The organism is Demequina sediminis (assembly GCF_030296675.1).
Taxonomy (GTDB): domain Bacteria; phylum Actinomycetota; class Actinomycetes; order Actinomycetales; family Demequinaceae; genus Demequina; species Demequina sediminis.
Map to the genome: position 1 here is coordinate 1399193 of NZ_AP027736.1, position 12940 is coordinate 1412132.

General features: G+C 71.4%; 15 protein-coding genes, 2 tRNA genes and 3 pseudogenes. 9 read left to right on the forward strand and 11 right to left on the reverse strand.

Annotated elements, in window-relative coordinates; translation table 11 throughout:
* The first annotated feature begins 38 nt into the window (after window positions 1-38).
* From QUE44_RS07135 to QUE44_RS07150, 4 genes are all read left to right on the forward strand, one after another.
* On the forward strand, window positions 39-749 hold the full coding sequence (locus QUE44_RS07135) for an ABC transporter permease (RefSeq protein ID WP_286213821.1): 711 nt from the start codon (window positions 39-41) through the stop codon (window positions 747-749).
* Window positions 746-1375 (forward strand): ABC transporter permease, encoded by a 630-nt coding sequence (locus QUE44_RS07140; RefSeq protein ID WP_286213822.1) that lies wholly within the window; start codon window positions 746-748, stop codon window positions 1373-1375. Before QUE44_RS07135 ends, QUE44_RS07140 begins: the two co-directional genes overlap by 4 nt.
* A gap of 256 nt (window positions 1376-1631) precedes the next feature.
* Window positions 1632-2639, forward strand: a complete 1008-nt coding sequence (locus QUE44_RS07145; protein WP_350226807.1) for a glycine betaine ABC transporter substrate-binding protein — start codon at window positions 1632-1634, stop codon at window positions 2637-2639.
* Window positions 2640-2786: 147 nt separating this feature from the next.
* Window positions 2787-3164 (forward strand): LURP-one-related/scramblase family protein, encoded by a 378-nt coding sequence (locus tag QUE44_RS07150; RefSeq protein ID WP_286213823.1) that lies wholly within the window; start codon window positions 2787-2789, stop codon window positions 3162-3164.
* Here QUE44_RS07150 and QUE44_RS07155 read toward each other — a convergent pair.
* Window positions 3161-3637: an Lrp/AsnC family transcriptional regulator gene (locus QUE44_RS07155; RefSeq protein WP_286213824.1), complete on the reverse strand. Its 477-nt coding sequence runs from the start codon at window positions 3635-3637 to the stop codon at window positions 3161-3163. The two genes, QUE44_RS07150 and QUE44_RS07155, sit on opposite strands and share 4 nt — an antisense overlap.
* 155 nt (window positions 3638-3792) lie before the next feature.
* Between QUE44_RS07155 and QUE44_RS07160 the strand changes: the two are divergent.
* Together QUE44_RS07160 and QUE44_RS07165 are read left to right on the forward strand one after the other, a co-directional pair.
* Window positions 3793-5227 (forward strand): annotated as a pseudogene (locus tag QUE44_RS07160) (DUF6421 family protein).
* Between the two features lie 2 nt (window positions 5228-5229).
* On the forward strand, window positions 5230-5898 hold the full coding sequence (locus QUE44_RS07165) for an SDR family NAD(P)-dependent oxidoreductase (protein WP_286213825.1): 669 nt from the start codon (window positions 5230-5232) through the stop codon (window positions 5896-5898).
* 69 nt (window positions 5899-5967) lie between these two features.
* Here QUE44_RS07165 and QUE44_RS07170 read toward each other — a convergent pair.
* Window positions 5968-6040 (reverse strand) — tRNA-Lys (locus QUE44_RS07170).
* A 109-nt stretch (window positions 6041-6149) separates the two neighbouring features.
* Here QUE44_RS07170 and bcp point away from each other — a divergent pair.
* A pseudogene (gene bcp, locus QUE44_RS07175) lies at window positions 6150-6619 on the forward strand (thioredoxin-dependent thiol peroxidase).
* 149 nt (window positions 6620-6768) lie between these two features.
* A tRNA-Leu gene (locus QUE44_RS07180) sits at window positions 6769-6849 on the forward strand.
* 178 nt (window positions 6850-7027) lie between these two features.
* Here QUE44_RS07180 and trxA read toward each other — a convergent pair.
* Entirely contained in the window at window positions 7028-7399 is a 372-nt protein-coding gene (trxA, locus tag QUE44_RS07185; protein WP_286213826.1) for a thioredoxin, read from the reverse strand.
* Window positions 7400-7534: 135 nt separating this feature from the next.
* Between trxA and QUE44_RS07190 the strand changes: the two genes are divergently transcribed.
* On the forward strand, window positions 7535-8077 hold the full coding sequence (locus QUE44_RS07190) for a DUF4916 domain-containing protein (protein WP_286213827.1): 543 nt from the start codon (window positions 7535-7537) through the stop codon (window positions 8075-8077).
* Here QUE44_RS07190 and QUE44_RS07195 read toward each other — a convergent pair.
* The 8 genes and pseudogenes from QUE44_RS07195 to QUE44_RS07230 all read right to left on the reverse strand — a co-directional run bounded on the left by QUE44_RS07195 (window position 8070) and on the right by QUE44_RS07230 (window position 12904).
* Window positions 8070-8615, reverse strand: coding sequence for a mismatch-specific DNA-glycosylase (locus QUE44_RS07195; protein WP_286213828.1), 546 nt, complete (start codon window positions 8613-8615; stop codon window positions 8070-8072). The two genes, QUE44_RS07190 and QUE44_RS07195, sit on opposite strands and share 8 nt — an antisense overlap.
* 1 nt (window position 8616) lies before the next feature.
* Window positions 8617-9249, reverse strand: a complete 633-nt coding sequence (gene rdgB, locus QUE44_RS07200; RefSeq protein WP_286213829.1) for an RdgB/HAM1 family non-canonical purine NTP pyrophosphatase — start codon at window positions 9247-9249, stop codon at window positions 8617-8619.
* A gap of 11 nt (window positions 9250-9260) precedes the next feature.
* Window positions 9261-9992, reverse strand: a complete 732-nt coding sequence (rph, locus tag QUE44_RS07205) for a ribonuclease PH (RefSeq protein ID WP_286213830.1) — start codon at window positions 9990-9992, stop codon at window positions 9261-9263.
* Between the two features lie 72 nt (window positions 9993-10064).
* Window positions 10065-10844 (reverse strand): MBL fold metallo-hydrolase, encoded by a 780-nt coding sequence (locus tag QUE44_RS07210; protein WP_286213832.1) that lies wholly within the window; start codon window positions 10842-10844, stop codon window positions 10065-10067.
* Window positions 10841-11679 (reverse strand): annotated as a pseudogene (gene murI, locus QUE44_RS07215) (glutamate racemase). The gene QUE44_RS07210 and the pseudogene murI overlap by 4 nt, the downstream one beginning before the upstream one ends.
* Complete coding sequence (locus QUE44_RS07220) at window positions 11676-12305, reverse strand: DUF2017 family protein (RefSeq protein ID WP_286213833.1); 630 nt, start codon at window positions 12303-12305, stop codon at window positions 11676-11678. Before QUE44_RS07220 ends, murI begins: the two are co-directional and overlap by 4 nt.
* Window positions 12302-12589 (reverse strand): ATP-dependent Clp protease adapter ClpS, encoded by a 288-nt coding sequence (clpS, locus tag QUE44_RS07225; RefSeq protein ID WP_286213834.1) that lies wholly within the window; start codon window positions 12587-12589, stop codon window positions 12302-12304. The genes QUE44_RS07220 and clpS overlap by 4 nt, the downstream gene beginning before the upstream one ends.
* Window positions 12590-12625: 36 nt before the next feature.
* A complete protein-coding gene (locus QUE44_RS07230) occupies window positions 12626-12904 on the reverse strand; it encodes a DUF3039 domain-containing protein (protein ID WP_425558017.1) in 279 nt (92 codons plus the stop codon).
* Window positions 12905-12940: the final 36 nt, after the last annotated feature.

Consider the following 12940-nt stretch of genomic DNA (forward strand, 5'->3'; position numbering starts at 1 on the left):
GCCACCGTAGCGCGCCTGTCACCCTGTACGGTCAAGGGGTGGACAATCCCTGGCTGTCGCTCGACTACCTGCGACGCAGCGGCGGCGAGGTCTGGGAGCACCTCGTGATCCACGCCTCGCTCACGCTGCAGGCCGTCGCGATCGCCGCACTCATCGCACTGCCCCTCGCGGTGCTCGCGCGGCGGATCCCGCGACTGGCGGCGCCCATCCTCGGCGTCACGGGAGTGCTCTACACGATCCCCTCGCTCGCGCTGTTCGGCCTGCTCGCTCCGTTCACCGGGATCGGCCGCACCACCGTCCTGATCGGTCTGGTCGCGTACGCCTTGCTCGTGCTCGTGCGGAACATCATCGTGGGTCTCGAGGGCGTCGACCCCGACGTCGTCGATGCCGCGCGGGGGCTCGGATACACGCGCGGCCGGCTGCTGCTCACCGTGGAGCTGCCCAACGCGCTGCCCAGCATCGTCGCCGGGCTGCGCCTCGCGACCGTCACCACAGTCGCGCTCGTCACGGTGGGCGTGGTGGTTGGCTACGGCGGGCTGGGCCAGCTCATGTTCCGTGGCATGCAGTCCGACTATCACGCGCAGATCGCGACCGCCACGCTGCTGTGCCTCGCCCTCGCGCTCGTGCTCGACCTCGCGATCCTGCTCGCGGCCAGGCTCGCGATGCCCTGGACGCGCTCGCGACGCGCCGGCGCCCGGCGTGCCCGCTCGCGTGCGCGGTCGCGGTCTCGCGACGAGGTGACCGCATGAGCACGCTCGGCGACGCCTGGGACTACCTCACCACAGCCACCAGCTGGGTCGGGGCGAACGGAATGTTCGGGGAGAACTTCGACGGCTCGCTGCGCTTCCAGCGAGACTCCATCCTCGCGCTGATTCTCGAGCACCTTCAGATGTCAGCCGCCGCCGTGGGGATCGCGGCCGCGCTCGCGCTGCCGCTCGGGCTGTGGCTCGGTCACCTCCGCAAGGGTGGCGGCGCGACCACGGTGATCGCGAACGTGTCGCGCGCGATGCCCACTCTCGCGCTCCTCACGCTCTTCGCGGCCTCGTCGATCGGGTTCGGCAACCGCGCCGTCATCATCGCGGCGGCGATCTTCGCGTTCCCTCCCATCCTCACCAACACGTACACCGGCATGGCCGGGGTCGACGCCGACGTCCGCGAGGCCGCGTTCGGCCAGGGCATGACCAAGCTCCAGGTCGCGCTGCGGGTCGAGCTGCCGCTCGCGGTGCCGCTCATCGCGGCCGGGCTGCGGACCTCGGTCACGCAGACCGTCGCGACGGTCCCCTCGCCGCGCTCGTGGGCGGCGGCGGTCTCGGCGTCATCATCGTCACCGCGCTCGCGACGCAGCGGTATGGCCAGGCGCTCGCGGGTGCGCTGATCGTCGCGACGCTCGCGCTGTCCGTCGACTGGCTGCTCGGACGCCTCCAGCGGCGCGTGACGCCCGCGCCGCTGCGCGACCGGGCACGCGTCGCCGCCTAGTCCCGCCGGGGCATCGTCCCCACCCATCCGCCCGCGACACCTCCGCCCGCGCGCGCGGCGCGAATGGTGAATACCCTGGAAGGCGCGGCCGACGGGAACAACCGACGCGCGCGAGAGGTTGCGACCTGTGTCCGTCCCCCACTCGAGGAGAGAACATGCGTACCAGAACCGGACTCCTTGCGGCCGTCGCCGCGAGCGCACTGATCTTGGCCGGCTGTAGTTCGGGCACCTCGGAGGGCGAGGCCACGGTCGAGCCCACCGTGGGCGCCACCGGCGGCACGACCGCACAGGAGTGCCAGCCGGTCCCCGGCGACGCCCTCGTGGTGCTGTCGGACGACAAGATGCTGCAGAACTCCGACAACATGATTCCCGCGATCAACGCCGACGCCGCGACCCCCGCGCTCATCGCGGCCCTCGACGCGGTGTCCGCGGTGCTCACCACGGACGACCTGATCCAGCTCAACAAGGCCGTCGACATCGACCGTCAGACCTCGCAGGAGGCGGCGACCCAGTTCGTGGCCGACCGCGGCATCGAGGCGCCCGAGCAGGGCGAGGGATCGATCGTGATCGGTGCGGCGAACTTCTCCGAGAACATCACGGTCGCGGAGATCTACTCCGCGGTGCTGGCCTCGGCCGGCTTCGACACCGAGGTCCGCACGATCGGCAACCGCGAGACCTACCTGCCCGCCCTGCAGAACGGCGAGGTCCACGTGGTGCCCGAGTACGCGGCCACCGTGACGGAGTTCCTCAACCGCGCGCAGAACGGCGCGGAGGCCGATGCCGTGGCGTCGGGCGACATCAACGAGACGGTCGCGGCGCTCGCGCCGTTGGCGGCGGAGGCCAGCCTGGTGTTCGGCGCGCCGTCCGCGGCCCAGGACCAGAACGCGTTCGCGGTGACGCAGGCCTTCGCCGACGAGTACGGCGTGACCTCGCTGACCGAGCTCGCCGACACCTGCGGCACCATCTCGCTGGGCGGCCCCCGGAGTGCCCCGAGCGCCCGTTCTGCCAGATCGGACTCGAGGAGGAGTACGGCCTCGAGGTCGCGCAGTTCGACTCGCTCGACGCGGGCGGCCCGCTCACCAAGACCGCGATCCAGCAGGGACAGGTCATGGTCGGACTCGTGTTCTCGTCGGACGGCTCGCTGGCGTAGCGCTGACGTCTGACGATGACTCTCTGGCCCGTCCCCTTCGCGGGGGCGGGCCAGAGTCGTGTCGGGAAAGGCCCGCGCATCGTTCGCCGCCCGCCTCCCCGTGCGCTCCCCGCCCACCGCTTCTAGATTGAGTCTCGACCGCCCTCAAGAGGAGACCCCCATGTCCGTGCCAGCCGCCCCCGCCGGGTACACGCGCTACCTCATGAAGAGCAAGCTGGGCATGGGACGCGACTTCCGCGTGCTCGACCCCGCCACCGAACAGGACCTGTTCCTCGTCGACGGCAAGGTGGGCGCGCGACCCAAGGCCCAGATCCTCGACGCCGCGGGCGCGGTGCTCTTCGAGGTCACGGGCAAGCTGCTCGGGATCCCCAAGCGCATGGACGTCACGACTCCCGACGGGACCCAGGTGGCGCATCTGCACTCCCCCGCGCTGAAGTTCGTGCGCGACCGCTACACGATCGATGTCGCCGAGGGCGTCGAGCCTGGCCTCGCGTTCTCTCTCGTCTGGGCGATCGACCGCTGGGTCGAACGGGACTAGCGGTCGGGCTCGGCCCGATCCGCCGCCGGCGCCAGCGCCAGCGGGCGATTCTCGTAGAAGGTCTGGAGCACCACCGTGGTGCGGGTGGTCGCGCGGACCGCCCGCCGGATGTCGCGGATGAGCTCCTCGAGGTCGGGAGGCGTCGCGACGCGCACGAACAGCATGTAGCTGGCATCGCCCGCGATCGAGTGGCATGCCTCGACGGCGGGCAGGTGCTCGAGGAGCTGAGGGACGTCGTCGGCCTGGTCCGAGTCCAGCGGCGTGATCTCGATGAACGCGGACAGCGGACGCCCCACGGCCTCGGGGCTGACCAGCGCCCGGTAGCCCGTGATGACCCCCGTGGACTCCAGGCGCCGCAGCCGCGCCTGCACCGCGGACGTCGACAGCCCCACGTGCACGGCGAGCTGGGCGAGGGTCGCGCGCGCGTCGCGCGAGACCTCCGCGACGAGGCGGGAATCGACCGGATCCTGCATGACACGGACGGTACCCCATCGCACGGGTGCGAGGCGCACCGCCGAGGCCGCGCGAACCGGCAGAATCCTTGACCGCGAGGCGTTCCAATGGAAGGCTTCCCGTCATAGGCGCTCCACACAGGAACAATCCCCGTCAAAGCCGAAAGGGGCCGCCCATGTCAGTCCCCCACACCGCCGCGCCCGCCGCCACGCCCGCAGTCGCGCCCGCCAGCGCTCACGACGTCCAGACGGTCGAGACGAGCCCCGCGTGGCATCGGCTGAAGGCCGCCGCCACCGCGCTGCAGCCGCTCCAGGTCAAGGACGGCTCGATCCCCGACCCCGAGGATCACCCGCGCGCCCGCGACCTGGTCTCGAGCATCGTCGCGTCGATCCGCGAGCTCGCGCCGCTGTTCCCCCACGACGCCGCCTACCTGGGCGCGCTGCCGGGAGACTTCGCGCGCTGGGTCGACGGCGGCTTCGCGGTGCCCGACTTCCTCGACTCGCTGGTCGAGTTCCAGCCCCAGCGGCATCGGGTCGACGGCGTGCGCCACCTCGTCGTGTTTCCCATGTACACGCAGAACGGCTCGCCCGATCGCCACGTCGAGGCGCTGATCGTCGAGGCGATCTGGCCCGACTTCGTGGCGGCCCTCGAGGCGGGCGACTACGGCAACGCGCTGTTCGTGTCGCTGCGCCTCATCGATTTCACCCCCGGCTACGACACCAACTCTGCGGTCCTGTTCCCCGAGACCGTCGCGATGCGCGAGATCCCTCCGTTCACGTGGGGGCGATCTTCCAGGACCGCGAGGCCGCGCGCTACCGCCGCGTGGTCGCGGCCGCCGCCGACATCACGCGGCTCGCGCTGCCGGAGGATGCCGCGGAGTTGATCGCGGACCAGGACGTCGCGGAGCGCACGTTCGTGATGTGGGACATCATCCACGACCGCACCCACATGCGCGGCGACCTGCCCTTCGACCCGTTCATGATCAAGCAGCGCATGCCGTTCTTCCTCTACACGCTCGAGGAGCTGCGTTGCGACCTCACCGCGTTCCGCGAGTCGGTCGGGATCCAGCGCGCCCTCGACGCCCGCGTCGCGGCCGGCGAGGACCTCACGGCGATCGAGCGGGACACCCGGAGGCATGCGCGGCTGGTGCAGTACGCAGTGCTCTTCGACCGCATCTTCCGCTTCCCGATCACGGGCTCACGGGTCCGCAATTACGACGGCCTGGGCGGTCAGCTGCTGTTCGCGTGGCTGCACAAGAAGCATGTGCTCGAATGGCGAGACGTCGAGTTGAGCATCGACTGGGCGCGCCTCGCCGACGCCGTGATCGAGCTGAGCGACATGATCAACGAGCTGTACTGGGAGTCGATCGACCGCCCCAAGACTGCCCATTGGCTCGCGGCGTACGCGCTGGTCTCCGGCATCGTCACCCCCACCCGGCATCCGTGTGGGCCCAGGGGCTGCCGCGCGACGTGCTCGCCGGCCCGCCCAAGGGCTACACGGACCTGGTGATGGACGACGAGTTCCCGCTCTCGATGTTCTACGAGGCGCTCGACAAGAAGATGCGGGACGTCATCGAGTCGACCGCGGGCATCCGGGCGAGGACGTCCTGACGATGCCCGCGGTGGCCGGGCGGAGCGTGCTCATCGCCGGCGCGACCAGCGCGGTGGGCCTTGCCGCCGCCCGGGCGTTGACCGATGCCGGCGCGCGAGTCGTGGCGGTCGGGCGGAGCGCGGAGCGGCTCGAGCCCCTAGCCGGGCTCGGGGCGCGGACCGAGGTGGCCGACCTCGCCGACGAGGCCCAGGTCGCGCGCCTCGCCGAGCGCCTGCGCGGCGACGGAATCGCCCTGGACGGCGTGCTGTGTCTCGTGGGCGGGTGGCGCGGCGGCGGCGGCCTGGCCGGCCAGACCGAGGCGGACTACCGAGTGCTCGAGGCCTCTTTCACGGCACTGCGCCACGTGTCGCGCGCCTTCGAGGAGGACCTGGTCCGCTCTCCCGCGGGCAGGCTCGCGATCATCTCCTCGACCGCGGTGGCACGACCGCTCGCGGGCGGCGCGAACTACGCGGCGATCAAGGCGGCCAGCGAGGCGTGGGCCCGCGCGATCGCCCAAGGCTTCGCCAAGCACGCGCGCGAGGCGCGCGAGCCGGAGCGCGCGGAGGCCGTCATCTTCCGGGTCGCGAGCCTGGCAGGCCTCGAGGAGGCCGTCGCGGAGGCGTTCGTGGGGCTATGGGAGGCCGATGCGCCCGTCAACGGTGAGATCGTCGAGGTCTCCGGGCGGGAGTGAGCGGCGCGGCCCGGAGATGCACGAAGGCCCGGTTCTCGACACTGTCGTGAACCGGGCCTTCGCCGTCCGTACGCCCCCAGGGACTCGAACCCTGAACCCGCTGATTAAGAGTCAGCTGCTCTGCCAGTTGAGCTAGAGGCGCATCTCGCGCGTCGCGGCGCGAGAGACAACATTAGCAGGACCCGCGGCCCGAAGTGAAATCGGCCCCAGCCGGAATCCGAAGGCGCGGCGCCGGCGTTACCGTCTGCACTATGAGCGACACTCGACTGAGCGTGGGCGACACCGCCCCTGACTTCACCGCCCCCACCGACACCGGCACCCTCAGCCTCGCGGACCTGCGCGGCTCGAAAGTGATCCTGTACTTCTACCCCGCGGCGATGACGCCGGGATGCACCACTCAGGCGTGCGACTTCCGCGACTCGCTGGACGCGCTCCAGGCCGCCGGCTACACCGTCGTGGGCGTATCCAAGGACTCCCCGCAAAGCTCGCGCAGTTCCGCGAGCAGGAGGGCCTCACCTTCACGCTGGTCTCCGACGAGGACCGGGCGATCCAGGAGGCGTACGGCGCGTGGGGCCTCAAGAAGCTGTACGGCAAGGAAGTAGAGGGCTCGATCCGCTCGACGGTCGTGATCGACGAGTCAGGCAAGGTCGCCCTCGCGCAGTACAACGTCAAGGCCACCGGCCACGTCGCGAAGCTGCGCAGGGACCTCGGGATCGACTGACCTCCCGCCCCAGCCCGGCCGCACCCGCGCACCCGCCCAGCCCGACCGCACCCGCGCCCGCGCCCTATGGGACGCTCACGGTCGCTTTTCGCGAGTGCGCGCCTCCCATGGGACACCCATGGTCGCGACGCCGCCTATCCTTGTCTCGCGCGCGAGTGGCGGAATTGGCAGACGCGCTGGATTTAGGTTCCAGTGTCTTCGGGCGTGGGGGTTCAAGTCCCCCTCGCGCACGTCCTCGGCCCCGCATCGGCCTTCCGCCGATGCGGGGCCTCTCGCGTCCCTGCGCCGGCCCAAAGCAGCCCCACGCAAGCACCACCCCAGACGCGACACAGGCCCGGCCCCCGCGACTGCGGGAACCGGGCCTGCCGACACCATGAGGCGTCGCGCGCGACGCCTCGGTCGTCGAACTTAGTGCTCGGCGGACTCGTGCTCCGCGATCTTCGCGCGGACCTCGTCCATGTCGAGGCCCTCGACGGCCTCGACCAGCTGCTGCAGTGCCGGGCCGGGCAGGGCGCCCGCCTGGTTGAAGACCATGATGCCGTCGCGGAAGGCCATCAGCGTCGGGATCGCGGTGACGCCGAACTTGACGCTCAACTCCTGGTGAGCCTCGGTGTCGACCTTGGCGTGAACGATCTCGGGCTTGGTCTCCGACGACTTCTCGAAGATGGGCGCGAAGCGCTTGCACGGGCGGCACCAGTCCGCCCAGAAGTCGACGAGGACGATTCCGTCCTTGGTGACGGTCTCGTCGAACGTCTCGGTGGTCAGATCGATCGTTGCCATTGCTTCCTCTCTTGCGGCGTATACCCCCAGGGGTATCCTACCACTGCCCTCTCGGCGGCTTCATTCTTGGTATCCAGGTTGGCACGCTCCGGCGCGGATGGACAGCCATTCGCGGCGAGGCGGTAGAAAAGAGTCATGACCGACATGGCCGAGCTTCCCGACGAACCCACCGGTTGGCTGTCCGATCGCGAGCTGCAGCATGTGCGCTCCGAACTCCCGCTGGTGTACGTCAACGTCCTCCCCGTCCGGATTAATTCCATGGGCGAGATCACCGAGGTCGGCCTGCTCCTGCGCGCCTTCGACGGCGTCATCTCGCGTGCGGTGGTCGCCGGCCGCGTGCTCTATCACGAGCGCATTCGCGACGCGATCGTGCGCAACCTCGAGAAGGACCTCGGGATCGGCGCGCTGCCGCAGGTGCCGCTGTCCCCGCTGCCCGTCGCCGTCGCCGAGTACTTCCCCACGCGCGGCGTCACGCCGTTCCACGACTCGCGCCAGCACGCCGTCGCGCTCGTCTACGTCGTACCCGTCGGTGGCCACTGCGAGCCCCAGCAGGATGCCCTCGACCTCACGTGGCTGTCCCCCGAGGAGGCCGCGAGCGACGACGTCGCGAGCGAGATGGCGGGCGGCCAGCACGTGCTGTTGCGCCAGGCGCTCGCACACTGCGGTGCTCTCAGCTAACGCCGTCGCGGACCACTGCGGCGAGCTCTCTCCACCACTCGAGACGGGTCGCACGCCCGTCGTAGGACGCGCGGCCCTGGTTGCGCCCGCTGGGGCTCGGCAGCACGAACACTCGCGCGCCGCCGAGCAGCCAGTCCTGGACGCCCAGTCCCGGGCGCGGCCGTCCCGCCCAGCGGGAGGCCGCCGCGCCGGCCTCCTTCGAGGTGAAGGCGACCCACGCGGGACGATGCTCCTCCACCTTGGCGACGAGCCCGGGGACGTCGTACGGCAACCCCCGGTCGTGGCTCTGCGCCAAGGTCTTGACAAGGTCAGTCAGACCGATCCCCCACTCGCCCACCCGCGCATCGTCCTCATGCGACAGGCGCTCGGTCACCAGCCCCGCCTCCCACAGCAACGACCAGAACCGGTTGCCCGGTCCCGCGTAGTAGTGACCGCGCGCCGCGGACACGAGTCCCGGCGCGGTGCCGCACAACACCACGCGCAGCCCCGGACGGAGGATGTCCGGGAGGACCTCGGGAGCGTCGGCGCCGCGAGCCACGCTATCCCCGCAGGACCGCCGCGATGTGCGGCGCGAGCGCGCGGAAGGCGCGCCCACGGTGGGAGATCTCGTTCTTGCGTGCCGGGTCGAGCTCCGCGGTGGTCACGGACTCGCCCTCCGGGATGAAGATTGGGTCGTAGCCGAACCCCCCACCGCCCGCGGGGGCGAGCGCGAGCGTGCCCCGCAGCACTCCCTCGCACACCTCCTCGCGTCCATCCGGCGTCACCAGCACCGCCGCACAGACGAATTGCGCGCCGCGGTGCTCGAGAGGGATGTCGGCCATCTGCGCGAGCAGCAGCTCGACGTTCTCGCGGTCCGCACCGTGGCGCCCCGACCACAGCGCGGAGAAGATCCCCGGCGCGCCGCCCATGACGTCGACCGCGATGCCGGAGTCGTCGGCGATCGCGGGCAGTCCCGAAGATGCGGCGAGGGCGCGCGCCTTGATGAGCGCGTTCTGCGCGAACGTCACGCCGTCCTCGACCGGCGACGGCGCCCCTAGTTCGCCCGCCGACGCGAGGTCACCGTCGACGAGCCCCGGCACCAGCGGCGCGAGGATCGCGGCGATCTCGCCCACCTTGTGGGCGTTGTGGGTCGCGATCGCGAGACGCGGCGCGCGTGCGCCGCTCGCTGCCATGGCAGCCCCGCTCACAGCGACAGCGCGGCGGCCTGCAGGCGGGCCAGCTCGGCGTTACCCGCGGTCGCCAGCTCGAGCAGCGCGGCGAGCTCCGTCGGGGAGAACGGTGCGCCCTCGGCGGTGCCCTGCACCTCGACAAAGCCGCCCGCGCCCGTCATCACCACGTTCATGTCCGTCTCCGCTCGCACGTCCTCGACGTACGGAAGGTCGAGCATCGGGGTGCCGTCGATGATGCCCACCGACACCGCGGACACCGAGCCCGTGAGCGGCGCGGCGGCGGCCTTGAGCACGCCGGCGCCCTTGGCCCACGTCACCGCGTCCGCGAGCGCCACATACGCGCCGGTCACGGCCGCTGTGCGCGTGCCGCCGTCCGCGTCGAGCACGTCGCAATCCAGGACGATCGTGTTCTCGCCCAGCGCCTTGACGTCGATGATCGCGCGCAGCGAGCGACCAATCAGCCGGCTGATCTCGTGCGTGCGCCCGCCGATCTTGCCGCGCACGGACTCGCGGTCGTTGCGGGTGTTGGTCGCGCGCGGCAGCATCGCGTACTCGGCCGTGACCCAGCCCTCGCCCGAGCCCTTCTTCCACCGCGGCACGCCCTCGGTGAACGAGGCCGAGCACAGCACCCGCGTGCCGCCGAACGTCACGAGGCACGAGCCCTCGGCATTGCGCTGGAAGCCGCGCTCGAAGGAGATGGGACGCAACTGGTCGAAGGCGCGGCCGTCCGCGCGGGTGATCGTCATGCGGACGAGCCTAACCGCCCCCGCCGACCACGCCCCGCGCGGGGCGGCCGCGACCGGCGAGAACACGTGGCTCTAGAACACGTGGGTGTCGCCCGGGGTCGCCAACACGACGGGCGCCCCGTACGCGACGGCCGCCAACTCGAGAGTCCCTCCCGGGTCGACCCACGACGCGACGTGCGTGACGATCAGCTCGCCCGCGCCCGCGTCCCTCGCGAGCGTGCCGGCCTGGGTGCCGTTCATGTGGATGCCCTCGGGATTGACGCGCGAGTGCGCCCAGCCGGCCTCCGCGAGCAGCACGTCGCAGCCGTCGGCGAGCGCGGCGACCTGATCGCATCGGTCCGTGTCACCGGTGAACACGAGGCTCGCGTCGCCGTCGACGGCGGAGGGCCCGGTGATGCGCACCGCGACCGCGGGGACCGGGTGCCAGGCGGTCGCAAACTCGAGCAGCAGCGGGCCGACCGTGACGGCGTCGCCGCCCGCGACCGCGGTGAAGGCGAAGGGCTCGAGGTCGTGATCGTCGTCGGCCCCCGCGATCTGGACGATGCGCCGGTCGAGCCCCGCGGGGCCGTACAGCGGGAGCGGGGCGAGGCCCTCGTCCTTGGTCGGCCCGTAGCGGCGCAGCACCGACAGCGCCGCGAGATCGGCGCAGTGGTCGGGGTGGCCGTGTGACACCACCACCGCGTCCACGCGCGCGGGGTCGCAGTACCGCTGCAGCGGTCCGATCGCCCCCGAGCCCAGGTCGAGCACCACGCGCCACGTGCCGCCCTCGCTCTCGGCCTCGAGCAGGTAGCACGAGGCGGCCGAGTCGGGGCTCGCGGTCGATCCGGCCGACCCCACCACGGTGAGCTTCACGAGGCCGCCCCCGCGGCGTTCGACGCGGCCGGCGCGGGCAAGGCCTCGACGCGCGTGACCACCGGGCCGAGGAATCGCTGAGCGAGCGCCTCGAAGCGATCGCGCGGCCCTGTCGCGGAGAAACGATGCGACGGCGGCGTCGCGCCCGAGTTTTCGAGGCCGTTCGCGGCGAGCACGCGGTACACGTCGCGAGCGGTCTCCGACGCCGAGTCCACCAGCGTGACGTCCGGGCCCATGACGTAGCCGATCGCCCCCGCGAGCAGCGGATAGTGGGTGCAGCCCAGGATGAGCGTGTCGACCCCGGCCTCCTGCACCGGGGCGAGGTACTCGCGCGCCACCTCGAGCACGCGCGGGCCCGCCGTCTCCCCGGCCTCGACCAGCTCGACAAAGCGCGGACACGCGCGCGACGTGACGGCGATGTCCGGCGCGGCGGCGAGCGCGTCCTCGTAGGCGCCCGAGGTGACGGTCGCGACCGTGCCGATCACGCCGACTCGCCGCGTCTTCGACAGGGCCGCCGCGCGTCGCGCGGCCGGCAGGATCACCTCGACCACGGGGATCCCACGCTCGGCGGAGAACCGCTCGCGCGCGTCCTCAACACCGCGGCGGACGCCGTGTTGCACGCGATCACCAGCATCTTCACGCCGTCCGCGACCAGCGCGTCCATGATGTCGAGCGCATGCCTGCGGACCTCGGCGATCGGCAGCGGACCGTAGGGGCCGTGGGCCGTGTCGCCCACGTAGTGCACCGACTCGTGCGGCATCGTGTCCATGATGGCGCGCGCGACCGTGAGGCCGCCCACGCCCGAGTCGAACACGCCAATGGGCGCGTCGTTCATTCGGTGCCTCCTAGTGTGAGCGACACGAGCGACTCCTGGAGCCACGTCAGCGCGTCGTAGAGCATCCCCAGCCACAGCCGTTCCGCGTCCTCGAACTCCGACGGGTCGCCGCGCCTGGCCACCATCGCCGCGCGCGCGATCTCCTCGTGCAGCGCCTCGGCGTCCTCGTCGGTCTCGAGGCCCAGCCGCGACGCGACCACGAGCCGCACGTCGGTGAGCGCCGCGGCGACCGTCATGACCTCGTCGGCCGGAATGACCCACTCCGCACCCTCCGCACTGAGGTCCTCCCACAGCCCGCGCAGGCGCGCGAGCTTGGTCGCCCGCAGGTCCTCCTGAGTGAGCCTGCGGAACTCGTCCGCGACCTCACGATCAGTCGGTGCGGCGTTGGGCAGGAGACGCAGCAGCGCGGGGTCGTCCGGCTCGACGGGCGTCTCGCTCAGTCCGTCGAGAAAGCGCAGCGCCTCGGCCAGGTCCTCACGGTGCGGCACCCGCGCGTGCTCCTCGACACCAAACCGCTCGCCGCCCAGCAGCAGCCCGACATCCGCGACGATTCTCGCGATGACCAGCCGCTCGTCCTCGTCGAGGCCCGCGACCGCGACGCCATCCCGCGCGACAAAGCCCCTCACTCGCCACCCCGCTCGAGCGTCGCCCACAGCCCGTAGCCGTGCATTGCCTGCACGTCGACCTCCATCTGCTCGCGGGATCCCGCGCTCAGCACCGACCTCCCGCGCTCGTGGACCTCGCGCATGCGCGCCTCTGCCTCGTGGCGAGGGAGCCGGAAGTACTCCTCGAACACGCGCGTGACGTAGCTCATGAGGTTGACAGGGTCGTTCCACACCACCGTGACCCACGGGTCGCGCACGCGCGTCCCCGTGCCGACCTTGGCGTCGAGACTCTCCTGGGTACCCACGGCTTTAGCGTACGGCCGCGCACCTCGCGCGGCGCGCTACTCGTCGCCGTCGTCCGAGCCGAACACGCCGTCGAGGATCTCCTTGCACGCGGGGCACACCGGGAAGCGGTTGGGGTCGCGTCCGGGGACCCACACCTTGCCGCACAACGCGATCACGGGCTCGCCCGACAGCGCGGACTCGAGGATCTTGTCCTTCTTGACGTAGTGCGCGAAGCGCTCGGCATCGCCCGGCTCGACCAGCTCGCGCGTGTCGACGCGTTCGATCGTGGACGTGCCGCCCTGCGGCTGGGTCATCGGCTCGAGGGTCTCGCTCATGAGGGACATCGTACGCGCGGACGATGCGATGGCCGG

Coding starts and splice junctions, on each gene's coding strand:
- QUE44_RS07140 (WP_286213822.1), top strand. CDS start 746: ATGAGCACGCTCGGCGACGCCTGGGACTACCTCACCACAGCCACCAGC.
- QUE44_RS07145 (WP_350226807.1), top strand. CDS start 1,632: ATGCGTACCAGAACCGGACTCCTTGCGGCCGTCGCCGCGAGCGCACTG.
- QUE44_RS07150 (WP_286213823.1), top strand. CDS start 2,787: ATGTCCGTGCCAGCCGCCCCCGCCGGGTACACGCGCTACCTCATGAAG.
- QUE44_RS07155 (WP_286213824.1), bottom strand. CDS start 3,637: ATGCAGGATCCGGTCGATTCCCGCCTCGTCGCGGAGGTCTCGCGCGAC.
- QUE44_RS07165 (WP_286213825.1), top strand. CDS start 5,230: ATGCCCGCGGTGGCCGGGCGGAGCGTGCTCATCGCCGGCGCGACCAGC.
- trxA (WP_286213826.1), bottom strand. CDS start 7,399: ATGGCAACGATCGATCTGACCACCGAGACGTTCGACGAGACCGTCACC.
- QUE44_RS07190 (WP_286213827.1), top strand. CDS start 7,535: ATGACCGACATGGCCGAGCTTCCCGACGAACCCACCGGTTGGCTGTCC.
- rdgB (WP_286213829.1), bottom strand. CDS start 9,249: ATGGCAGCGAGCGGCGCACGCGCGCCGCGTCTCGCGATCGCGACCCAC.
- rph (WP_286213830.1), bottom strand. CDS start 9,992: ATGACGATCACCCGCGCGGACGGCCGCGCCTTCGACCAGTTGCGTCCC.
- QUE44_RS07230 (WP_425558017.1), bottom strand. CDS start 12,904: ATGAGCGAGACCCTCGAGCCGATGACCCAGCCGCAGGGCGGCACGTCC.